Origin of the sequence: Desulfobacula phenolica (genome assembly GCF_900105645.1) — a bacterium.
Taxonomy (GTDB): domain Bacteria; phylum Desulfobacterota; class Desulfobacteria; order Desulfobacterales; family Desulfobacteraceae; genus Desulfobacula; species Desulfobacula toluolica.
This window is the reverse complement of the sequence record NZ_FNLL01000008.1, coordinates 202,974-224,241: the sequence shown is the minus strand read 5'-3', so window position 1 is coordinate 224,241 and position 21,268 is coordinate 202,974. Positions and strand designations below refer to the sequence as shown.

Below are 21,268 nucleotides of genomic sequence, written 5' to 3'. Positions count from 1 at the left end.
AATACTAAGCTTCTAATTGTAATTCTTTAATAAATTTGAAAAGATCTTCAAGAGTTCTAATATCTTTTATTTTTTCGTCAGTTCTGATTTCCACACTGAATTTTTTTTGTAAGGCAACAACCAAATCAACAACATCAAGGCTGTCCAGTCCTAGATCTTCAAATATATTAGCTTCTGGTCTAAGTTCTTTTTTTTCAATTTCAAAAGATTCTTCAAAAACTTCATTAATCATTGTTTCTATATTCATTGTTTCTATATCACTACTCATTTAATTCCTCATATTTTTTACAAATAATAGAAGCATTTATTCCACCAAAAGCAAAACAGTTTTTCAGTATAAAGTTTATGTTTTTTTTCAGTTTTGTTTTTACATGATTTATCATACTGCAATTTTCATCAACATCATCAAGGTTTAATGTTGGATAAATGATACCTTTATTCATCATTTCAATTGAAACTGCAAGTTCAATAGCACCTGATGCTCCAAGGGTATGTCCTAAATATCCTTTTAAGCTGTTAACAGGTATTCTTGATCCAAATACTTCATAAATAGCTGCTGCCTCTTCATGGTCGCCCTGCAAAGTTGCAGTAGCATGTGCGCTGACAAAATCAATATTTTCAGGGTTCAAGCTTGCATCTGACAATGTTGAGTTCATGCATTGAATCATAGCCTCTTTGTTTGACTGGCTTATATGAGAACCACTTCCACAAGTATTATATCCAAGGACCTCAGCAAGTATATTAGCTCCCCTTTTTTTAGCATGTTCAAGTTCTTCGAGTACAAGTATGCCGGCACCTTCACCACAAACTAATCCGTCCCGGTTTTTATCAAAAGGGCGGGGCGTGTTTTCAGGATTGTCATTAAATTTAGTAGAAGTTGCAAATAATATATCAAATGAGCCTGTTACTGTAGGATGCAGCTCTTCTGCACCACCACAAAGTACAATATCCTGTTTGTTGTACCGGATCAATTCAAAGCCGGTGCCTATCGCCTGGAGAGAAGATGCACAGGCTGCTGATGTTGCAATGATACTTCCTGTAATTCCAAGATATTGTGCAAGGTTCATGGATACGGTATGGGAAATACATTTGAAAAAACTCATTGATGTTAACAAAGTAAGATCATGATCCGGAAGCATAGTTTCAAAAGTATCGTTCAAAGCTTCTGCACTTCCCATTGTAGAACCGGCAACACAACCATATCTCTTGTTTGTGATTGCATCTTTTTCTATTTTAGCTGACTTTAAAGCCTCATTTGCTGCAAAGACAGCTAAAAGGCTCATTCTACCCATTGAACGTCGCATTTTTCGCGGTATTGTTTTTATATCGGGTAATTTTGCCGGGGCACCAACAAGGCTTTGCAGTCCTTTGTATTTATTCCATGTTGTCATTTGTTTTGTACCACAAACTTTGCGCTCAATGGAATTTATTAATTCATCCATGGAATTGCCAAGAGCAGAAATGGTTCCTGTCCCTGTAATAACAACTCTTCTCATTATAATATTTTTACCCTTATTTGTCTTTTAGCTGGTTTTTTATAAAAGCTGCATAAACATCTTTACTCAATAAGTATCGGCAAATAGTAAACCCAGAAATCATTGCTCCGATTATTCCTGGCAAGATAGCACTCTGTCCTGCTGCAAATGTATTTTTATATTGAATACGACCAAAAAGATTAAATTGTCCTATTTTTTGTTTTATTCCATATGCAGACCCAAACGGGTTGTTTAGATAATCACGGAAAGTCAGCATGGATGCCGAATCAATAACTTCAAGGCAATCTTTATATTCAGGAAAAATCTTAATTATGCGTTCACATATCCGACTGGTTGTTTTTCTTTTATACTCTTTATATTCTGAACTTCTTTTACCAGTCGTGGAATCAGCCCATTTTTTTACATGCTCCCAATGTGATAATTCAAAAGCATTTATAACATTAACATTTTTCGTTTTAGTTTCTTCAGAGTTTCTTACTATAACTAACGGCAGGTCGCCTTTAAATTCAGGGTCAAACATTTTGTTCATGTCATTGTCAGGATAAAGCGTTGTTATGCTGGGATTAAAAGGTTTTTGATCTTTTTTTGTAATTTTTATAAAGGCAAGAAAAAATCCAATAGATTCTTCAAAACTATTAATTCTATCTGCAAATGCTTTGGATGTATTTTTTTCTTGAAATGTTTTTAAGATTTTTCTAGGATGAATTGTAAAAATACAGTTTGCTGCTTTTAATTTTGAACCATTGTTAAGTACAAAAGTTCCAACTTTTCGATTGTCAATATCTTCACAGGAAGTAATAAAAGTGTTTGTTTGTATATCGACATTATATTTTTTAAGTTTCTTTTTAAATGCTTTGATAAAAGCATTCCCACCATTTTTTACTCTGGCAATTGATTCATAGAGGCTATATGTCACTCTTGAATGGTTTGCAAATGAGATTTTAGAAAGTTCAGTTCCATGACACATGGAAAATGCACTTAAAAGAGTTTTTAGTGTTTTGTTTTGAGTAAGAGAATCAAGCATATCTTTCAGACTGATAAAATCTTCGTCCAAAGGTTTTTGCATTTCAAATTCAGCCCGGATGTTCATAGCTTTAGTGTTTTTTCTAATACTTTTCATTTTAGAAAAATAAGAATGGATTGCTTGTTTCTCATCCGGGAAATAAGATAGCATATCTTGCATGGTTTGTTCAAAACCAGGATGGAATTCAAATGATTTGCCTGGTGCCTTGCCCTGGTTTTCAAAAACGAATCTGTTGTCTTCAGGGTGTCTTATAAATTCTGGTTGGATATCGTGATTAATTGATAAGACTTCAAGCATATCAGAAAGAATTAAATCATTCGCAAATCCACCGGTAAAATGAAACCCAGTGTCAAAAGGGATACCTTTTTTATAAAAACGAGATAAAGCGCCTCCTATGTTAGAAGATTTTTCGATTAAAAGGACTTTTCTTTGATTCATACCTAGAATCAAAGCAGTAGTTAATCCACTTACCCCGCTTCCAACGACAATGTCATCATATTTATTCATTTATTAACACCAGTGATGTTTCTATTAATAATAGAATAACTAACCGAATTTTTCTGTTTGACGGTTACCATTTTAAGCAGGGATACCCCGTATAATACTCCTTTTCCGGAAGTCTTTGTTTTGAGGCTTGTGTGCTGGAAAAATTTTTATTAACCAGTTCAAACTGTCCCGCTTTAAGTCTGTAACCTGCTTGACCAACTGTTAAGGATATCAAAATTTGTACAGTATAGCAAAACAATAAATATAAGCATCTGGACAAAAAACACTGATAACGCCTTTGGTAATAGCGGATTTCAGCCAAAAATTTTTGTATTAACATATCACCCTCTTTCATTTTTTTTAGTGATGGGGCTTTATACAGCAATGGGTTCTTGTATTCAAATTAAATTTGCTTTATTTTTTACATTGAAGACTGGCTGGTCAACCGATGGGTGAGATACACCCGAAATTTTTATAAAGGTATTTATTTAAAATAAAATGAGCTTTGATTTGATATTTCAAAAAATAAAACTGATTTGTCTATTTATAACAGCAATGGTGTCCTTTTTTACCCCTATTACCGTGTCCGCCCAAATCAATGAAAGCTATGTTCCCACCGAGACCGGGATAGCTTTGAATTCAGGGTATACTTATGATCCATCTGACGGTGCATGTTTTTTACAGGTATCCATATTCAGGCTGTATGACTATGAGAGGGTTTGGAAACATAAAGCGCCGGATAACCTTATGTTTAAGGTTGAAGGTTCTGTCGGGGGAGCTTTCCCTGATGATGAGGATATGAAATTTATTGCAAATACCGGAGTGCTGGCATTGATCTATCTGGATAGGTTTGAGACCAACCGTATCAAGCCGTATCTGGAAGCTGGCATCTGTGTTGTGTATGACGACTACCGTGTTAAAGGTCAGGACTATCGATTTAATTTTAATCCGCAGGCTGGAATGGGTATTGAATTCAAAAGAAACGGAAAGGCCAATAAATTGATCTCCTTAAGGATGCATCATATTTCCAATGGAGGTATTGGCTCATCGAACCGGGGACAAAATTCCATTGTATTTGTATTCGGCCAGTATTTTTGACAGATGCTTTAAGTTAATATTTTACCCTCTTCACCCTTCACTTCTGGCTAACACCGGCAAGGTATTGACTCAGTTTAGCCCCGGCTTTTTTGTTCAAGGCAACAGGTAAGCGCTTCCAGTGTTGAGATGTACCAATACCGTCATCCCAGCTCAAAATGGTTTCGCCTTTACTGTCGAGTAACTCGTAGTGACATTTCAATGAACAGGCTCCTGCTCCGAAACCAACAAGAACGCGGGCGGCTGCACTGCCGGGATTATAGGACTCAATAGCCACCTTCAAAAGATAGGTGCCAGCTGCTTTTTTATATTCTGTTTCCTTCCCAATTAACGCAGAGCTGAATCCATAATCACCCAGTCGGCGTACGAGATTGGGTTCCATAAAACCAGCAATTTCATTACGGTACTGCCACTGCCTTGATTTCAACTCTTCCTGATTGCCGCGGTCACAGAGTACATCAATATGGATTTTTTCTTCACTTGATGTTAAAGGCATTACTCGGTGTTTTGCACAATTATTAAGCAATAGAGTTGCCAATATGAGACTAAAACAGATGAATAACTTTTTCATATCTTGTTCCTTTATTTTAAATTAAATTTTCCAAGCAAGTAGTGTTTGCATTTGCACGAGAACCATTGACTTTCCATGCAGACACTAAATAAACATGTTCTTGGTAATACCTTCGCCAAATTAAAAAAAGTATAAAAAATGAGTCACTCGCTGATAAAAAGTGTTTAACCAAGCATTTATTCTATAAAGAGATGTCATTATGGTTGATATTAGTCCTTTATTTTGATGCATAACGCCAGTTTTAAATTCGACATTTTTGAATCAATATATTAGAAATATGTATTGTGCTTATTCTATAAAAGATTATCTGTGAACAATCAAATTTTTACGGATGGTTTGGCAATTTTTAAACTTTACTTCGGTAAAATTTTACCGCGTTTGCAAAATATAACAAATTCATTTTGGCCTTATAGAGAAGCGATCTTGACAAAAATCCGGGTGGAACTTATTAATTAAAGCCTGACTGATATTTTGAATTTAAAAGAGGTGATAAAACAATAAAAAATGATCAATCCGTATAATAATCTTTATATTTACTATTTTGACGGTGTTCCGTTGGTTGATGAGACGGTTCAGGGCAGTGATTGCTTTCTCGGCACATGGGTGGAAGAAACAATGGCATTTCTTTTTTTCTCTTCGCTTTGTGATGATGTTGTAGAAGAAATCCTTGAAAAAAATGAGGGCATCAGCCTGGTTGAAAAATATGAAATGACCGGAGAACAATGGCATGGAGATAAGATTGAGCCTTACTGTGTCGAGAGTTTGTGCATTTATCCGCCATGGAACAGGCCTGCTTTGGATGATGAAACCATAAAGGGCATCCAGCTTGATCCGGGAGTGGTGTTTGGAACCGGCAGGCATCAGACCACGGAAGATTGTCTGTATTTGATCCATCGATTGTGTACCCGGCATAAGATTCGGTCTGTGCTTGATATCGGTACGGGAACCGGGCTGCTATCCCTGGGAGCGGCAGTTCTGGGCTGCAATCCTGTGATGGCGTGTGACTTCAATCATCTGGCGGTTAAAACCTCCCTGAACAATATCAGGCTCAACAAATTTGAAGAACAAATTCTTGCTTTCCAGGCAAAAGGCGAGGAGATCATGAATATCCCTTGTGATCTTCTGGTTGCCAATATTCATTATGATGTCATGCGGATAATGATAGAAAGCCCGTATCTATTGGAAAAAAAATGGTTTATTCTGTCCGGGCTTTTGAATTCCGAAGCTAAAAAAGTACTGGCGTCATTGTCTCAAAAAAATGTCCATATCATTGAGAGGCGATGCCCGGACGGAATCTGGAACACCATTCTCGGGAAAAGCCTGGAATAGATCCTGGAATAACTTTCATGGGCAGACCTGGCCATTTTATACTACAATCTGGTCACCCTGGTTTGTCCAAAACACCCTAAAGGGCAGAAACTAAAATATGAAAGTCGCTGTTTAGATTCTGAAAAACTTTTATAAAAAAATCAAACAATGACCTATCGTGGCGTCAGTTCAAGCTGATTGAGCATGTTCAAATCTTTTTCCAGCTGCCTGCCGCCGGTGGTCAGATAGTTGCCGGTTAAAATGCCGCTTGCCCCGGCATAAAAAATAAACGGGTGAAGCATGCCCAGATTGGCTTCCCTTCCGCCGCAGATGATGATCTCTTTTTCAGGAAGTACATATCTGAACAGAGCAATTATTTTAAGGCATTTCAGCGGGGTAAGCTTAGACTGATGTTCCATTGGTGTTCCCGGTATGGGAGACAAAAAATTCAAGGGTACTGCATCCACATCCAGGCACTTGAGTTCAAGAGCCATTTCCAGGATTTGATCATCGGTTTCACCCAGACCGAATATGCCGCCTGAACAAACGGACAGTCCAGCCTTTTGTGCCGTTTTTATGGTTTCGATCCGCTGGTCATATGTATGGGTGGTACAGATGTTGTTAAAATGGCTTCTTGCGGTTTCAAGGTTATGGTGGTAGCGGGTGACACCGGACCTTGCAAGCAGATTGAAATCATCCTCCGTGATAATGCCAAGGGAAGCGCAATAGCAAAGAGGCAGGTCTTTTATTCCTGAAAACGCTTCTGAAACGCGGTTTATCTCTTTTCCGGACAGGCCTTTTCCACTGGTCACGATGGAATAACGGGTAACCTGCGTATTTTTAAGATCCAGTGCAGGCTGCTGTAGTTTTTCTTTGGAAAGAAGCGGATAGGTTTCAACATCTGTCTTGTGAAATCTGGATTGTGCGCAGAAGGTACAATCTTCGGAACATTTACCTGATTTACCGTTACAGATGGTGCAAAGGTGGATTTGATTTTTAAAATAAGTGGATCTAATTAAATTTGCACCAGGGAATAGTTCAAATACTTTGTCATCAGTCAAATGGGCAATTTTGGCAAATTGTGTTGAATCCGGTGTATTTCCCTGTATGATGGTTTTGGCCAAGTTGAAATAGGCTTCTTCTGTCATGGATTTTTATCACTCAAGAGTTAAACGTTAAAAGCAAAAAATTGTGCGGCACATGCATCTTTGCTTTTAACAAATTTTTTTGTTGATACCTGATTTACTCTTCGCCGCGTTCTTCCAGAACTTCTTTGAGTACCGTCAAAGCCGTGTTTGCAGCAGGTACACCGCCGTAGATACTGGTTTGGAAAATCACTTCTGCAATTTCTTCTTTTGTACATCCCACATTCAGTGCCGCATGTGTATGCAGTTTTAGTTCATCAGGCTTTGAAAGAACCGTTAACGCAGCCACTGTGACCAGTTGTCGGGTTTGATGGGGAATCTTTTCTCTGGCATACATCTGACCTGTGATATAAAGGGACATGTCTTTTGCAAGCTCTTTGTCAAAATGCCTCCACAGGTTGTAGGGCTTTTCCTCTTCTTTGACAGTGGAAAAGTACAGTTTAGCAGTTTTTCCTGTTTTTTTAGCAATTTCTTTCGGGTCCACTTCGGCCTCCTTAAAAAAAGCCGTGAACAGCAATTCAAACGGTAGTTCAGGAAGAAGAGCTGTCCACGTTGTTTTTTTTGTATTATCTGTTGGCTTTTCTGTAACCCAGCTGATCAAGGGCCATGATCCATTTGCAGATATTGGCGGAACCTTCAACCATGGAATAGGTTGGGGCATCTCTGTAGTATCTGGCAACCGGGTATTCTGTTGAGTATCCGTATGCACCCAGGATTCTCATGGCAAAGTTAGCGCATTTTGTTGCAGCTTCACCAGCCAGATATTTTGCCATGGCAACGTCGTAACCATTGTTCAGGTTGCCGTCGTCTTTTGCACAGGCAGCTTTGTAGACAATCAGTCTGGCAGCTTCGATATCAGCGGCCATCTGGGCGATCATATCCTGATTCATCTGGAAAGTACCGATTTTTTTGCCGAATTGTTCTCTGGTATTGCAATATTTGATTGCTTCATCCAGGCATGCCTGGGCAAGGCCGACACCACCGGCTGCAGCAGACAGACGGGTCTGGTTCAGGGATGAGAAAACAATTTTTGCACCGTCACCAACTTCACCCACGAGGTTTTCCTTGGGAACTTTTACATTATCCAAAAAAAGTTCGCCTGTGGGGGAAGACCAAGATCCCAGCTTATCTAATGAGGATACTTTGATGCCGGGGAAATTTTTAGGCTCAATAACAAAAGCGGACATGCCTTTTGAACCGGCGGATTTATCCGTATAGGCATAGCACATAAGGACATCGGCTACGTTGGCATTGGAGATCCAGGTTTTAGAACCGTTGATCAGCCAGTGGTCTCCTTTATCTTCGGCAACGGTGGACATGTTCATGATGTCTGAACCGGCATCGGGTTCAGTAATACCAAAACCGCCGACATATTCAGCCGTACACAGTTTTTCAACATATTTTTTTCTCAGTTCTTCGCTGCCGTAACGGTAGATGGTGTAAGCACATCCCAGTACCTGCATGTTGACCTGAACGCGCAAAGAAGAAGATACGCGGGCAAGCTCTTCTGTAACGATCATGGCTGCCAGAAAACCCATATCTTCCCCACCGTATTCTTCAGGGATAACTGTTCCGAAAAATCCCAGTTCTCCCAGAGGTTTCATGACCTCTTCATAAGGCAGGTAATGTTTTTCATCCCATTCCTCAATATTAGGTTCAATCTGTTTTTTTGTAAAATTTCTGATCTCTTTCTGGAGCATTTGAAGTTCTTTTGATAGTTTAAAATCCATTGTTCCTCCTAAATAGTTAAAATTTTCCAGCGCCCAATCCCATTTCGTTTGAAAAAGATTTTGCAGCACTGGTTAGTATATCAATACAATTTGAAAGATGATCCTCCTGCTTGAATCTGATTTCAGGTATGGCAAGGCTCAGGCTTGCCAGGATCTGCCCTCTATAATCAAAAACAGGGGCACTCAATGAACCTAGCCCCGGAGTTCTCTCCCCAAGGCTGATGCCATATCCCTGTTCTTTTATTTTGTCAAGTTCTTTCCGCAGCTTGTTTTGCCGTATGATGGTGAACTCGGTAATGGGTTCCATGTTTATGGTTTGAAAATAATTGTTTTGAAAATCCTTAGAGGAAAAGGTCAGCAGGCATTTTGCAGATGCTCCGGCATACAGCGGTGACTGGTTGCCGATTCGCATGCCTGCCTTTAATTCTTTGGGAGATTCAATGGTGTCGATACAGATCCGAAGATTTCCTTTGATGACATTCAAATGGGTTGTTTCAAGGGTTCCGACTGCCAGTTCTTCCATGAATCTGCGTCCGATTCGGGTAAGATTATTTGAACTGTTCAGACACTCAAGAAATTTATAAAATATGTTACCAATAAAATATTGCCTGGTTTTAGGGTCTTGTTTAACAAATTCATATGATTTGAGAACTTGCAGAATTCTTTGAACAGTTGCCGGACTGAATTCGAGCTTTGTACTTAACTCCCTTATACCCCATGACGGTTTAACGTCCTGGAATGTGAGCATGATTTCCAGGGCTTTTTCAATGGAATTTAGCTTTTTAATATCCTGACCCATATACCATTTATCTTAAATTAAAGGTTTGTGGTTTATTGTGCATTCTTTAAGATTAATCCTTTTTGTGGTGTTTTATATATCAAAACATTGTTCCATGTTATGATGCATACCATAAACTAAAATTTAAATCACTTGTCAAGAAAAAAGTCACAACATGGCTGAAAAACAGCTTGACAAAGGAGGGGAATTATTTAATCTATAACCGGTATGAAAATGCTGTTTTATTATATGAATTATCAGGATGGAAAGCACTGCCCCGGGCTGATTATTTCTGCCTGGTTCAGTTAATTGGAAAAAGGATTATACAAAGAAGAAAATGAACAATTTCATATCATGCAGAGAGCATAAAAGATGATGCCCTCTGCAGATACAAAATTTGCTATTCAAGGTATTGAAAATTATTCAATCGTCAGAAGCAGTTGCTTTGTGGCAACTTTATCTTCCACTTTTACTTTAACTTCCGTTACCTTGCCTGCTGTTGTTGTAATAATGGGGTTTTCCATTTTCATGGCTTCCAGGATTAAGAGTTCCTGTCCCTCAACAACTTCATCACCTTCTTTTACATGCACTTTCCAGATTGATCCGGGCATTGGTGCTAAAATTTCAGTGCTCATTTTCTTCTCCTTTGTTCGTATAATATTTGGTTCTTCCCTTGTCAGAAAAAAAAATTTTCTTAAACAAGATAATTTGGGTCTATACTTAAAGAAAAGTTTAAAGTCAAGGGGGTGTTTCCAAGCAGGCGAAATATAAAATTAAAATTTTACGATAAGCGAATGACTCTCCTGACAGGAGGGTGGTGATTTGAAAATAATAATTAAATTTGACCAGGAGTAAATAATGAGACAATATTTTGAAAAAATGACGGAATTCGGTGTTGAACTTAATAAAGGACAATTATTAAGTTCAGAAGAAAATGTGAAAAATATCAAGGAAGTGGAAGCCGGGATTGATGCAGAAGTCGAAAAGGTTAAAAATGCCGGACTGCCTACGGAAAAGATCAATTCAAGAGGTGTAATGACGGTATGGCAGCGGCTTGAGTATCTGGTTGATCCCGGCACATGGACTCCTTTGCACACCATTTTTAATCCCGAAAATAATGTTGAAGGCACAACCAATGTCATTGACGGCCTTGCAAAAATTTCCGGTAAATGGTGTGTCGTGGCAGGGTTTGATAACAAAGTCATGGCAGGTGCATGGCTTCCGGGACAGCCGGAAAATATTTTCAGGGCCACTAACCTGTCAAAACGGTTGAATATCCCATTGGTATGGCTTGTTAACTGCAGTGGTGTAAAATTGACAGAACAGGAAAAATTTTATGCCAACAGAAGAGGAAGCGGCACCACTTTTTATCGTCATGCGGAACTTGAGCAGATGGGCATTCCCATACTGGCCGGTATCTATGGTACAAACCCGGCAGGCGGCGGATACCAGGGGATCAGCCCCACCATATTGTTTGCCCACAAAGATTGTAATATTGCCGTAGGCGGAGGCGGTATTCTAAGCGGCATGTCTCCCAAGGGATATTTTGACCTGGAAGGTGCGGAACAGTTGATTGCATCCGCCAAACAGTTCAAGGAAAAACCACCGGGATCAGTTGATGTTCATTACGATTCAACAGGTTTTTTCAGGTATGTATATGAAGAAGAAAAAGGTGTGCTTGACGGACTTAAAGATTACATGAAAGATATGCCTGCCTATAATCCCAAGTTTTTCAGGGTAGCAGAACCCAAAGCGCCAAGGTTCCCGGCAGAAGATCTTTACCGTCTAATGCCATTTAATCAGAAACAGATTTATAATTTCAAAGAAATCATTGCCCGTCTTGTCGACGGCAGTGAACACATGGAATACAAACCTGATTACGGCCCTGAAATTTATACAGGTCTGGTTAAAATGGATGGATTTCTTGTGGGCATGATCGGCAACAACCAGGGATGGCTGGGAGAAGATTATCCCGAGTATGCTGATTACGGCGGAATCGGCGGAAAATTGTATCGCCAGGGCCTGATCAAAATGAATGAATTTGTTACCTTTTGCGGCCGTGACAGAATCCCCTTGATCTGGTTCCAGGATACCTCAGGCATTGATGTTGGTGATATTGCTGAAAAAGCTGAACTTCTCGGCCTTGGACAGTCCTTGATCTACTCTATCCAGCAAACCGATGTTCCCATGACTTTGATCACCTTGAGAAAAGGAACTGCGGCAGCCCATTATGTCATGGGCGGCCCCACGGCCAACAGGCACAATGCTTTTACTTTGGGTATCGGTACTACGGAAATTTATGTTATGCATGGTGAAACCGCTGCGGCTGCAAGTTTTTCAAGAAGACTTGTCAAGGAAAAGGATGCAGGACGTCCCCTTGAGCCAATTATCGACAAAATGAACCAGCAGGCTAAAGAATACTATGATAATTCAAGACCTGCCTATTGTGCAAAGCACGGTATGGTGGATGAAGTTGTAAAAATGAGCGCATTGCGTGATTACCTGAAAGCTTTTGCCGGGGCTGCATATCAGAATCCAAAATCCATCTGTCCCCAGCATCATATGATTACACCCAGAGCTATCAGAGGATAAAAAATAACCGCATTATCTTAAACTAACAGGAGGCCTATATGGCAGAACTAGAATTTTTAAAAGTGGAAAAAGATGACCAGGTTGCCAGAATTATTCTTGACCGACCAAAACATAATGTTCTGGACATACCCATGATGAATGAACTGAATGCCGAGCTTGAAAAGATTGCTGCAGATGATGAACTCAAATGCGTTGTGATCACAGGCGAGGGTAAAAGTTTTTGTGCAGGTGTTGAAGTGGCCGATCATAAACCGGATAATGTGGACCTTATGGTTTCCACATTCAACCGGATTTTCGAGTTGATCAACATGATTGATATCCCCATTATTGCCGCTGTGAACGGTGCATGCTTAGGTGGCGGTATGGAATTGGCCATTGCCTGTGATATCGTGATTGCATCTGAAAAAGCCATTCTTGGACAGCCTGAAATCAAGCTGGGATTTTTCCCACCCTATGCTGCCTTAAGACTTCCCGAGCTTGTCGGCGTTGCCAAGGCAATTGAAATTGTCACCACCGGCCAGAATTATTCTGCCCAGGCTGCCAAGGATCTTGGATTTGTATCCCAGGTGGCTTCAGTGGATGAGTTCCAGGAAGTTGTGGAAAAGAACGTCAAACAGATTGTTATGGCAAGTCCCTTGATTATCCGGCTCAATAAACGAGCTGTAAAACGCCATATTGGAACCAGTTTTGCCCAGGGCGTTGATCTGGTCAGCAATTATTTTTTGAAAACCATGATGAAAACAGAAGATACCCTTGAAGGTATTGCCTCTTTTGAAGAAAGAAGAAGAGCTGTTTGGAAAAACAAATAAGCTAAGTAAGTGAGTAAGTTAAGTGAGTAAATAGAAAAAATCACTCCGATTTCCCATGGCAAGGGTTAATCAGCTCCCTTGCCATGGGTTTTTCCTTATCATTAAAATATTATCAAAAAAATATCCCAAAGGAGCGACTATGACAGAAAAACCGGCATTATTGATCATTGATATGGTAGAAGATTATTTTAAAGATGAAAATCATTACCCAATCACCCCTTTGGCCAGAAAAATTATTCCCGTGATCAACCTTTTGATCAAAGAGTTTCGTAAAAAAAATTTCCCCGTTATATTTTCAACTGATGCTTTTGCCGAGGATGATTTTCTTTTTACAGGCAAAATGCACCCTCATGCCATCAAGGGTTCCAAGGGCGCACAAGTCGTTGCTGACCTTGACATGGCACCCGAAGATCTCTGGCTTCCCAAACCAAGGTTTTCAGCCTTTTTTGACATAGGTCTTGAAAAGATTCTTCGAGACCAGCAGATAACCCTTTGCGCTGTTGCCGGGATTGCAACCAATTTTTGTGTTCTGGCCACTGCAATGGATGCCATATGCCATAATTTTAAGGCTGTTATTGTGGATGACTGCTCGACCGCTTTTTCTGAAACCATGCATGCACAATGCCTGGACCTTTATAGAAAAAATCCCTTGTATCCGCTGTTTAGGGTCATGAACTCAGAGGATTTCGTATCTGAAATATGAAAAGACGGCACGGACCTGTTCAGCAAAAATTGTCCCTCTCAATCCAATCATTTGGATTGGATTTCCTTTAAGCCTAAAAAAACATTAAGAGGCCAATGGTAAAAAAATCCTGAAACTGCTTCCTTTTCCAGGTTCGCTTTTAACTGTAATACAGCCGCCATAAGTTTTGATAATTCCGAGGGCGACCGGAAGCCCCAATCCTCGACCAGTGAATTTGTCGGTGTAAAAAGGATCAAAAATTTTATTGATCTGAATTTTATTCATTCCCCGGCCGGTATCCGTAACCGTCAGGCAGCCATACTGTGCAGCAGAACGGCTCCATTCAATTGGGAAAAGGTTATGTTTTGGAATATCTGTTTGAGTAACTTCTCCCACTGTAACCTGAACGGTGCCGGGAAAATCATCTATGGCTTCCCAGGCATTGGTAACCAGAGCGGTCAGGATTTTGCCAATCAGATCGTCTTCAGCTTTAATAACAGGTCCGGGTGTGAGGATATCAACTTTTAATGATACATCTTTTATTAAGTTGTCACGCAGCTGATGTAAGTGTTGCAGGCATGTTTTTGATAAATCAATTGATTCTAATTTTGGTGGAATATTACCCAGCAAAACAAGCATTTGTCTGCTTATGTCCGCAGCGCGTTGAGCAGCCTGAAATGCCTGTTTGATATTATCGGAAATGTATGTTTCCTGCGGCAAGGCCTCCATGGCCAGTTCAAGATTGCCAAGAATAATGGTCAATATATTGTTGAAGTTATGGGCCACAGCCCCGGCCATGCGATTGAGGCCCTCTGTCTTTTCAATCTGCTGTCTTCTTTGTTCTATCTCTATGCGCTCAGTAATATCCCTGCTGGTGCCGAATATCACCTCTTTGTCTTGCCATCGGCCAAGCTTAACCTTTGTCTCCACAGGTATGAGCTTGCCGTGTTTGGTTTTAAGTGCAATTGAACATGAATCGGATTTACCGGCAAAAATTCTGCTCATAACAGCTTGGGCCTCGTGGTGACGATCCTCCGGATGCAAGCAACGGATGTGTTTGCCGATTAATTCATTTGAAGAGTATCCCAGCTGTTTGGCAACTCCCTGATTGTGCTTGATGATACAGCCGTTCATGTCGAGTACAAACAGCATATCTTCAATAGTGTTGAAAAAGTTATCCATGTTCCGTTGGTCTTGCCGGATCTGCTCATCCTGAATTTCCTGTGCGACAAAAGATCCTGTATAATTTGCAATGCTTTCCAGGGCATTGCGGGCATGTTCAGGTATTGACTCCAATATATGGGAGGCAACATTCAAACAGGCAATTACCCTGCCTTGAAATATTATTGGTATAATGGCAACAGCCTTCAGCCTCTCATGGGCGGTTGCACTTTTTTTGTCCTCGAGCAGATCCAGATGCCTTGCATAAACAGGCTTTTTCTTTTTTATCAGGTGTGCCTGCCTGGAATCAGCTCCAAAATATGTGGCATGGGCAATGAAATATTCGGACAATCCATGATGTACGGTTAGCCGGAGGCTGTCATCGTTTTCATCCACCAGATAAAGTCCACCGCAGTCCATAGATGAGACCTGCAGGGCGGTTTGAAGGCAAAGATTGAGCTGTTCATTGAAGCTGCCTGCGCTGCGCCAGTCAGAACCCATATCATGTTCTGCCTGAATCAGGATTTCATAATGTTTTCTTTTTGTGATGTCGATGTGAGTCCCTGTCATGCGCATGGGTTTGCCACCTTTGGTCCATTGCATCACCTTGCCTTGACCCCGCAACCATACCCATGATCCGTTTTTGTGTTTCATTCTGACTTCACTTTGGTAAAAGCCGGTTTCATTGGCCCAATGCTTTTGGAGCAGATCTTTTGATCTCTTCAGATCATCAGGGTGGCAAAGCTCAGCCCATGTCTTAATACTTACTGGTGCAAGTTCATCTATGGTGTATCCTATTATTTTGGCCCATCTTTCGTTTAATATGACTTTACCGGTTTGCACATTCCAGTCCCACAGCCCGGCATTGGTTCCTTCAATTGCCATATCCAGACGCTCTTTAGTTAAACGCAATGACTGCCTGTTTTGAAGGAGGTAAGCTCCTACCAGAATCATTATAAAACAAAAAAGTCCGATACAAATAATTTTTGTTTTATAGATCTGCCAGAGATCAGACATGTTGATGTCTGGTGTCTTGTTGAAGGGATCAATCCTCAATGTCCTCATTAAATTTTCAACGGAATCGTAATTTGAAGGGGGTAAAAATCCTTGTATTCTAAAGGGTATTTTTACAGAATCTGTCTGTTCCATTTTCAGCAGGGCGGCAATTATCTTTTTTTGATCTGCGGGTTCGATATGGGATAAGGATGCAAAAGGCCATTCCGGGTATAGACCGGTTGAAACCTGAACCGGAAAATCAGGCAGTATCTGAGGGTGGATGACCTTGAACTGTGAAAGGTCAAGCTTGCCCTGTGACGCCATTTTTTCCAATGTACCTGCCCTGGCATAACCGAGATCCGCCTGATTTTTAATAACCGCCAAAACCGTATTGTCATGGGGCAATCCTGTTATAACAAGCTGGCGTTTTCGGAGTAGGGAAAGATCATTTACAAATAATTCATACTGCAGCATTTGAACGATAAAAGAATTGTTTTGAAACGGGACTGCAATCTGTTTGTCTCTTATGTCCTTGAGGTTGTTGATATCAGTACAGTCTGAAAGTGTGAAGAGTGTTCCTCCAACCCGCTTTAGGGGAATTGTGTTGCTGCCGCCTCTTATGACTGTTGCCAATGGAGCAGACAAGCCGTACCTGTGGCGAAAAATGGTATATTGAAACGGGTTGGTCACAACAAAGTCAATCAGCTTTTTGCCAATGGCTTCTTCCAATTGAGTCCTGGACATTAAAATGATTTTAAATTCTGTTTTTGGAATTTGTGTGTTCAGATAATTTTCAAGAACCGACCATTGGGGAATATTACAAGATTGGGGTTTAAAAGACATAATACCAATGTCGATTTTATCAGGAAGAGTTGCCTGTGCAATGGAAAAAGAGCTTATTAATGTCAGGATTGTAAAAATTAAAATTCGTACATGCATACTTACCCATCCACAGATAAAAGTAAAAAAGAACCTATCAAGTAATTGATCAATTACTTGATCAAGATTAAGACCATATTATCTTCATTGTTTGTCTCTTTAACTAGTCAAGATTGTTTCAACAGGTTAGGGATTCGGAACAAAATAATCACTCCTGTTGTTTAAAGTAAAAGATAACAATCTCTTTTGATTTTAGCTACAATTACAGTTTGGATTTACTAATCCAAACAAAATGTAATATTTTGTGATTTTTGAATCCATTAATAGAGGCTACCATATATCAAAGTTTTTTATAATTCAATATCATCGCCATGAGTTATTTTGCAAATATATCTGCCGGAATAATTTTATATGGGTATTGACTTGGTCATTGAATTTGGTTAACTAAAATTCAAACAAAAGTTAACGGTATAAAACAGCAGGCAAAGTATGACAGACAAAATTTTACAATTACAGGAATTTGACAAAACACACTTGTGGCATCCATACACTTCAATGACCCGGCCTTTGAAAACATATCCGGTTGAATCCGCCCAAGGCGTCCATCTCACCCTTATGGACAAAACACGGCTCATAGACGGGATGTCTTCCTGGTGGGCAGCCATCCACGGATACAATCACCCGGTTTTAAATGCAGCTGTTGAAACTCAGATGAAAAAAATGTCTCATGTGATGTTCGGCGGGTTAACCCACGAGCCGGCGGTTGAGCTGTCCAAACTCTTAATCAGCATCACACCTGACCCCTTAACCCAGGTTTTTTTGTGTGATTCCGGGTCGGTCTCCGTTGAAGTCGCCATGAAAATGGCCTTTCAATACTGGCATGCCATGGGAAAGCCTGAAAAAAATACCATGATTACGGTCAGGTCAGGATACCACGGCGATACCTTTTATGCCATGTCTGTATGCGATCCTGTGACCGGTATGCACCATGCCTTTCAGAATATTCTGCCCAAACACCATTTTGCACAAAAACCAGACTGCAAATTTCATGAACCATGGAATGACAGCCATATACAACACATGGAAGAGTTGATCAAACAACATCATCAATCCTGTGCCGCAGTCATTATTGAACCTATTGTTCAGGGTGCAGGAGGTATGAGGTTTTATTCTCCCGTGTATCTGAAAAAGCTCAAAGCCTTGTGCGACCAGTATGAATTGCTGCTGATCCTGGATGAAATCGCCACAGGTTTTGGCCGTACTGGAAAACTGTTTGCCTGCAATCATGCCCAAATTTCACCTGATATCATGTGTGTGGGCAAAGCTTTGACCGGCGGATACCTCACCCTTGCAGCCACTCTTGCCACACAGGAAATCGGCCGGGTGATTTCACAAGGAGAATGCGGGGTGTTTATGCACGGCCCCACATACATGGGCAATCCACTGGCGTGCAGTGTTGCCCTGAGCAATATCAACCTTCTTTTTTCCTATGACTGGAAAATGAAAATTCAGCACCTTGAAACAAAACTGGAATCCGGATTGCAGGAATGCAGACAGTTCAAGCAGGTGAAAGATGTCAGGGTTTTAGGCGGGATTGGGGTCGTGGAGATGAAAGAAGCTGTGGATATCGAAAAAATACAGCGGCAGTTTGTTGAACAGGGAGTCTGGATAAGGCCGTTCGGCAAATTGATCTATACCATGCCACCTTATATTATAGAAGACCATGACCTTGACACATTAACAAAAAAGATAACTCAAGTTGTTTACAAAACAGGTGTTTAATTATGCATAACCCTTACAAAACCTATTCTGAAAGACTGGAAGAAATCAAAAAAAACGATCTGTTAAGATCCTTTAAAGACATTGATAATCGCCAGGACAAAACCATAACCTATAAACACAAATCCTGCCTTAACCTGTCGTCAAACGATTACCTGGGGCTTGCAACCGATGCTGTGCTGTGCAAAGAGTTTTACAGCCGTATGGACAAGGAAAACATGATCAATGAATATGGTCTGGGTTCCTCATCCTCCAGGCTTTTGACCGGTAATTCCGGCCTTTATGAGGCACTGGAGAAACGGTTTTGTGAATTTTATGGTTCCAAGGCAGCCCTTGTGTTTAACAGCGGCTACCATGCCAATATCGGTATTATTCCGGCACTGGCAGGAAAAAATGATCTGATTTTATCCGACAGCCTTAACCATGCCAGCATTGTGGACGGCATCCGGCTGTCCAAGGCAAGGTGTATGATTTTTCAGCACAATGATATGGATCAGTTAAGAAGGCTTTTGGAAAAAGAAAAAAACGGATTTGACAACACCCTGATCATCACGGAATCAATTTTCAGCATGGACGGAGACCGTGCCGACATCAAAGAGCTGGTTGCGTTAAAGGAAAAACATAATGCCCTTTTATATGTTGACGAGGCCCATTCAGCAGGCGTATTCGGTAGTCATGGCAGGGGCCTTAGTTTTGAAGCAGGGGTGCATGACCGGGTGGATATCCTTTTGGGCACCATGGGCAAAGCCTTTGCATCCCACGGTGCCTATGCCATAACACATCCGACCTTGAAATCCTGTCTTGTCAATACAATGAGGCCGCTTTTATATTCCACAGCACTTCCGCCTGTAGCTGTTAACTGGAATCTTTTTATTCTCAACCGCATGCAATACTGGGATGACAGGCGCAAACAACTTAGCCGGGTGTCTGAACAATTCAGGAACGCCTTAACAAAAAAGGGCCTTGTTCATACAGGTGACACCCATATTATCCCGGTGATCACAGGCAGCAACAAAAAAGCGGTTGAATTGTCAGATCTTTTGATTGAGAATGGATATCTTGCCTTTCCCATCAGGCCGCCAACGGTTCCGGAAAACAATTCAAGAATACGGTTTTCCCTGACCTCGGACATAAGCTTTGAAGATATTGAGCCGGTTGCCGATATCATAGCTCAATACATGAAAAATAAGGGGAGCTGACAAATGACGGAATATTTTATCAGCGGCATTGATACGGATATTGGAAAAACCATTGCCACCGGACTTATGGCAAGGTATCTGTTCAAACAAAATCAAAATATCATTACCCAGAAAATTGTGCAGACCGGATGTCAAGATACATCCGATGATATCCTGGTTCACCGGCAGCTTATGGGGTGTGAACTGTTTGAAGAGGACTTGTCTGGCCTTACCTGCCCGTATCTGTTCAAGCGCCCTGCATCTCCTCATCTGGCAGCACGCCTGGAGGGCAAAAAAATTGACACCCTGACCATATCCCGTGCCACCCATGAGCTGAAAAAACGATTCAAAACCATTTTGATTGAAGGGGCAGGGGGACTCCAGGTGCCGTTGAATGATGATTCAACCGTGCTGGAGTATATCAGGGAGAACCATTATCCGGTCATACTGGTCACATCGTCAAAGCTTGGCAGTATCAATCACACGCTTTTGTCAATTGAAGCTTTGAAAACCAGAAATATCAAGCTTGTTGGCATGGTGTACAACAGATATCCGCAAACCGACAAATTGATATCAGATGATTCCATAACTCAAATGCGCAGATTCATGATTCAATGCGGATATGGGGGGCATATTGTTGAAATGGGGGAAATGGATCTTTCCAGGCCTGATGAACTGGATTTTTCAAACTTTTTTAACCCTGTTTGATTCTTGCCGGCAGATCATGATTTAACTGGTTTTTCACAACAGTTCCATTTTTTTTACCCATAACTTTTTTTACCCATAACAGGGTATATTTTGCTTCACACCCGCATAAAACAGGTTTGGCGGATTTGCCAATCGTTGCAATTTATGCCCTGTCATTGTATATCAGATCCTGAATTTGGACTTTGGCAAAATTCTGGTGGGGTCTTACCCTGTTTTGCCATCAGTCTGAAAGTTGGGCAAAATAATAATATGAACGGTTGGAGAAGGTGTATGGGGCCTCATAAAGTCCGGCAGATGATGAAGTCTGAAAGAGATATGGCCAAAAGGCGCTTCAGACGGCAGAGAAACAAGAACTATCTGGCCAAGTCCGGTATTCATGAATGTGTCATTGTGCTGGACCATTTAAAACCGACCTATAATATCGGAAAAATTTTCAGAAGTGCCGATGCCTTTGGTGCCCGTGAAATTCATTTGGTCGGCATTGATTTTTTTGATCCTGCACCGGGTATGGGTGCTTTTAAATGGGTTCCGGCCGTATTTCACAAGAATTTTTTTTCCTGTTATACCAGCCTGGTTAACAACGGCTATATCCCTTTTATCCTGGAACCCGGCAAAGGACAGTCCATAACACACACCCGGATGCCCCTTAAAAGTGCCTTTATATTCGGCCACGAAGAATACGGCATCAGCTTTGAACCTGACCTGTTTCCCGAGGTCAGGCCCCTTACCATTCCACAGTTTGGAAAATCCCAAAGCCTGAATGTGAGTGTGGCAGCCTCAATTATTTTGTATGAATATGTCCGGCAGCATGGGGTGATTGACAACAAAACATGAAAGTCGCTGTTTGGATT

The 21,268-nt window shown here is 40.9% G+C and carries 19 protein-coding genes; 9 read left to right on the top strand and 10 right to left on the bottom strand.

The window, feature by feature from the left end; all coding sequences use genetic code 11:
* Nucleotides 1–4 precede the first annotated feature (4 nt).
* Genes BLT94_RS14555 through BLT94_RS14545 form a run of 3 tightly spaced genes read right to left on the bottom strand, consistent with a single transcriptional unit; the run spans nucleotide 5 to nucleotide 3,027 of the window.
* Nucleotides 5–268, bottom strand: coding sequence for an acyl carrier protein (locus BLT94_RS14555; protein ID WP_014959173.1), 264 nt, complete (start codon nucleotides 266–268; stop codon nucleotides 5–7).
* On the bottom strand, nucleotides 261–1,496 hold the full coding sequence (locus tag BLT94_RS14550) for a beta-ketoacyl-[acyl-carrier-protein] synthase family protein (RefSeq protein WP_014959172.1): 1,236 nt from the start codon (nucleotides 1,494–1,496) through the stop codon (nucleotides 261–263). The genes BLT94_RS14555 and BLT94_RS14550 overlap by 8 nt, the downstream gene beginning before the upstream one ends.
* A 16-nt stretch (nucleotides 1,497–1,512) precedes the next feature.
* Nucleotides 1,513–3,027: a phytoene desaturase family protein gene (locus tag BLT94_RS14545; RefSeq protein WP_092235563.1), complete on the bottom strand. Its 1,515-nt coding sequence runs from the start codon at nucleotides 3,025–3,027 to the stop codon at nucleotides 1,513–1,515.
* 477 nt (nucleotides 3,028–3,504) lie between these two features.
* On the opposite strand from BLT94_RS14545, the gene BLT94_RS14535 reads away from it, so the two are divergent.
* Nucleotides 3,505–4,104 (top strand): acyloxyacyl hydrolase, encoded by a 600-nt coding sequence (locus BLT94_RS14535; RefSeq protein WP_014959170.1) that lies wholly within the window; start codon nucleotides 3,505–3,507, stop codon nucleotides 4,102–4,104.
* Between the two features lie 37 nt (nucleotides 4,105–4,141).
* Here the strand turns inward: BLT94_RS14535 and BLT94_RS14530 are convergent, their stop codons facing one another.
* On the bottom strand, nucleotides 4,142–4,672 hold the full coding sequence (locus tag BLT94_RS14530; protein WP_041279652.1) for a DUF4410 domain-containing protein: 531 nt from the start codon (nucleotides 4,670–4,672) through the stop codon (nucleotides 4,142–4,144).
* Nucleotides 4,673–5,176: 504 nt separating this feature from the next.
* On the opposite strand from BLT94_RS14530, the gene BLT94_RS14525 reads away from it, so the two are divergent.
* Nucleotides 5,177–6,001, top strand: a complete 825-nt coding sequence (locus tag BLT94_RS14525; RefSeq protein WP_092235558.1) for a 50S ribosomal protein L11 methyltransferase — start codon at nucleotides 5,177–5,179, stop codon at nucleotides 5,999–6,001.
* A gap of 152 nt (nucleotides 6,002–6,153) precedes the next feature.
* Here BLT94_RS14525 and bioB read toward each other — a convergent pair whose 3' ends face one another.
* The 5 genes from bioB to BLT94_RS14495 all read right to left on the bottom strand — a co-directional run bounded on the left by bioB (nucleotide 6,154) and on the right by BLT94_RS14495 (nucleotide 10,268).
* Nucleotides 6,154–7,128 carry a biotin synthase BioB gene (gene bioB, locus BLT94_RS14520; RefSeq protein ID WP_092235555.1) on the bottom strand — a complete coding sequence of 325 codons (975 nt, stop codon included), beginning with the start codon at nucleotides 7,126–7,128 and terminating at the stop codon, nucleotides 6,154–6,156.
* Nucleotides 7,129–7,222: 94 nt separating this feature from the next.
* Nucleotides 7,223–7,609, bottom strand: a complete 387-nt coding sequence (locus BLT94_RS14515; protein WP_041280176.1) for a carboxymuconolactone decarboxylase family protein — start codon at nucleotides 7,607–7,609, stop codon at nucleotides 7,223–7,225.
* 82 nt (nucleotides 7,610–7,691) lie between these two features.
* Nucleotides 7,692–8,855, bottom strand: a complete 1,164-nt coding sequence (acd, locus tag BLT94_RS14510) for a glutaryl-CoA dehydrogenase Acd (RefSeq protein ID WP_014959165.1) — start codon at nucleotides 8,853–8,855, stop codon at nucleotides 7,692–7,694.
* 16 nt (nucleotides 8,856–8,871) lie between these two features.
* A complete protein-coding gene (locus BLT94_RS14505; RefSeq protein WP_092235552.1) occupies nucleotides 8,872–9,654 on the bottom strand; it encodes an IclR family transcriptional regulator in 783 nt (260 codons plus the stop codon).
* A gap of 398 nt (nucleotides 9,655–10,052) precedes the next feature.
* Nucleotides 10,053–10,268: an acetyl-CoA carboxylase biotin carboxyl carrier protein subunit gene (locus BLT94_RS14495; RefSeq protein WP_014959162.1), complete on the bottom strand. Its 216-nt coding sequence runs from the start codon at nucleotides 10,266–10,268 to the stop codon at nucleotides 10,053–10,055.
* Nucleotides 10,269–10,491: 223 nt separating this feature from the next.
* Here BLT94_RS14495 and BLT94_RS14490 point away from each other — a divergent pair, with 223 nt between their 5' ends.
* The 3 genes from BLT94_RS14490 (at nucleotide 10,492) to BLT94_RS14480 (ending at nucleotide 13,737) form a co-directional block, all read left to right on the top strand.
* Nucleotides 10,492–12,225, top strand: coding sequence for an acyl-CoA carboxylase subunit beta (locus tag BLT94_RS14490; RefSeq protein ID WP_014959161.1), 1,734 nt, complete (start codon nucleotides 10,492–10,494; stop codon nucleotides 12,223–12,225).
* Between the two features lie 38 nt (nucleotides 12,226–12,263).
* Nucleotides 12,264–13,034: an enoyl-CoA hydratase/isomerase family protein gene (locus BLT94_RS14485; protein ID WP_092235549.1), complete on the top strand. Its 771-nt coding sequence runs from the start codon at nucleotides 12,264–12,266 to the stop codon at nucleotides 13,032–13,034.
* A 139-nt stretch (nucleotides 13,035–13,173) separates the two neighbouring features.
* Nucleotides 13,174–13,737, top strand: coding sequence for a cysteine hydrolase family protein (locus BLT94_RS14480; RefSeq protein ID WP_245743138.1), 564 nt, complete (start codon nucleotides 13,174–13,176; stop codon nucleotides 13,735–13,737).
* A gap of 84 nt (nucleotides 13,738–13,821) precedes the next feature.
* Here BLT94_RS14480 and BLT94_RS14475 read toward each other — a convergent pair whose 3' ends face one another.
* The gene (locus BLT94_RS14475) at nucleotides 13,822–16,812 is read right to left on the bottom strand and encodes a PAS domain S-box protein (protein WP_092235543.1); all 2,991 of its coding nucleotides are present in this window, start codon (nucleotides 16,810–16,812) and stop codon (nucleotides 13,822–13,824) included.
* Between the two features lie 429 nt (nucleotides 16,813–17,241).
* On the opposite strand from BLT94_RS14475, the gene bioA reads away from it, so the two are divergent.
* The 4 genes from bioA to BLT94_RS14455 all read left to right on the top strand — a co-directional run bounded on the left by bioA (nucleotide 17,242) and on the right by BLT94_RS14455 (nucleotide 21,251).
* Nucleotides 17,242–18,534, top strand: coding sequence for an adenosylmethionine--8-amino-7-oxononanoate transaminase (bioA, locus tag BLT94_RS14470; RefSeq protein ID WP_014959157.1), 1,293 nt, complete (start codon nucleotides 17,242–17,244; stop codon nucleotides 18,532–18,534).
* A gap of 2 nt (nucleotides 18,535–18,536) precedes the next feature.
* The gene (locus BLT94_RS14465; RefSeq protein WP_092235540.1) at nucleotides 18,537–19,730 is read left to right on the top strand and encodes an aminotransferase class I/II-fold pyridoxal phosphate-dependent enzyme; all 1,194 of its coding nucleotides are present in this window, start codon (nucleotides 18,537–18,539) and stop codon (nucleotides 19,728–19,730) included.
* Nucleotides 19,731–19,733: 3 nt separating this feature from the next.
* Nucleotides 19,734–20,417 carry a dethiobiotin synthase gene (gene bioD / locus BLT94_RS14460; protein ID WP_092235537.1) on the top strand — a complete coding sequence of 228 codons (684 nt, stop codon included), beginning with the start codon at nucleotides 19,734–19,736 and terminating at the stop codon, nucleotides 20,415–20,417.
* Nucleotides 20,418–20,687: 270 nt separating this feature from the next.
* Nucleotides 20,688–21,251 carry a TrmH family RNA methyltransferase gene (locus BLT94_RS14455; RefSeq protein ID WP_092235534.1) on the top strand — a complete coding sequence of 188 codons (564 nt, stop codon included), beginning with the start codon at nucleotides 20,688–20,690 and terminating at the stop codon, nucleotides 21,249–21,251.
* Nucleotides 21,252–21,268 lie beyond the last annotated feature (17 nt).

What these genes read in the sequence shown, in the direction of transcription:
- BLT94_RS14555 (WP_014959173.1), bottom strand. Translation starts at nt 268, where the DNA reads ATGAGTAGTGATATAGAAACAATGAATATAGAAACAATGATTAATGAA.
- BLT94_RS14550 (WP_014959172.1), bottom strand. Translation starts at nt 1,496, where the DNA reads ATGAGAAGAGTTGTTATTACAGGGACAGGAACCATTTCTGCTCTTGGC.
- BLT94_RS14545 (WP_092235563.1), bottom strand. Translation starts at nt 3,027, where the DNA reads ATGAATAAATATGATGACATTGTCGTTGGAAGCGGGGTAAGTGGATTA.
- BLT94_RS14535 (WP_014959170.1), top strand. Translation starts at nt 3,505, where the DNA reads ATGAGCTTTGATTTGATATTTCAAAAAATAAAACTGATTTGTCTATTT.
- BLT94_RS14530 (WP_041279652.1), bottom strand. Translation starts at nt 4,672, where the DNA reads ATGAAAAAGTTATTCATCTGTTTTAGTCTCATATTGGCAACTCTATTG.
- BLT94_RS14525 (WP_092235558.1), top strand. Translation starts at nt 5,177, where the DNA reads ATGATCAATCCGTATAATAATCTTTATATTTACTATTTTGACGGTGTT.
- bioB (WP_092235555.1), bottom strand. Translation starts at nt 7,128, where the DNA reads ATGACAGAAGAAGCCTATTTCAACTTGGCCAAAACCATCATACAGGGA.
- acd (WP_014959165.1), bottom strand. Translation starts at nt 8,855, where the DNA reads ATGGATTTTAAACTATCAAAAGAACTTCAAATGCTCCAGAAAGAGATC.
- BLT94_RS14505 (WP_092235552.1), bottom strand. Translation starts at nt 9,654, where the DNA reads ATGGGTCAGGATATTAAAAAGCTAAATTCCATTGAAAAAGCCCTGGAA.
- BLT94_RS14495 (WP_014959162.1), bottom strand. Translation starts at nt 10,268, where the DNA reads ATGAGCACTGAAATTTTAGCACCAATGCCCGGATCAATCTGGAAAGTG.
- BLT94_RS14490 (WP_014959161.1), top strand. Translation starts at nt 10,492, where the DNA reads ATGAGACAATATTTTGAAAAAATGACGGAATTCGGTGTTGAACTTAAT.
- BLT94_RS14485 (WP_092235549.1), top strand. Translation starts at nt 12,264, where the DNA reads ATGGCAGAACTAGAATTTTTAAAAGTGGAAAAAGATGACCAGGTTGCC.
- BLT94_RS14480 (WP_245743138.1), top strand. Translation starts at nt 13,174, where the DNA reads ATGACAGAAAAACCGGCATTATTGATCATTGATATGGTAGAAGATTAT.
- BLT94_RS14475 (WP_092235543.1), bottom strand. Translation starts at nt 16,812, where the DNA reads ATGCATGTACGAATTTTAATTTTTACAATCCTGACATTAATAAGCTCT.
- bioA (WP_014959157.1), top strand. Translation starts at nt 17,242, where the DNA reads ATGACAGACAAAATTTTACAATTACAGGAATTTGACAAAACACACTTG.
- BLT94_RS14465 (WP_092235540.1), top strand. Translation starts at nt 18,537, where the DNA reads ATGCATAACCCTTACAAAACCTATTCTGAAAGACTGGAAGAAATCAAA.
- bioD (WP_092235537.1), top strand. Translation starts at nt 19,734, where the DNA reads ATGACGGAATATTTTATCAGCGGCATTGATACGGATATTGGAAAAACC.
- BLT94_RS14455 (WP_092235534.1), top strand. Translation starts at nt 20,688, where the DNA reads ATGGGGCCTCATAAAGTCCGGCAGATGATGAAGTCTGAAAGAGATATG.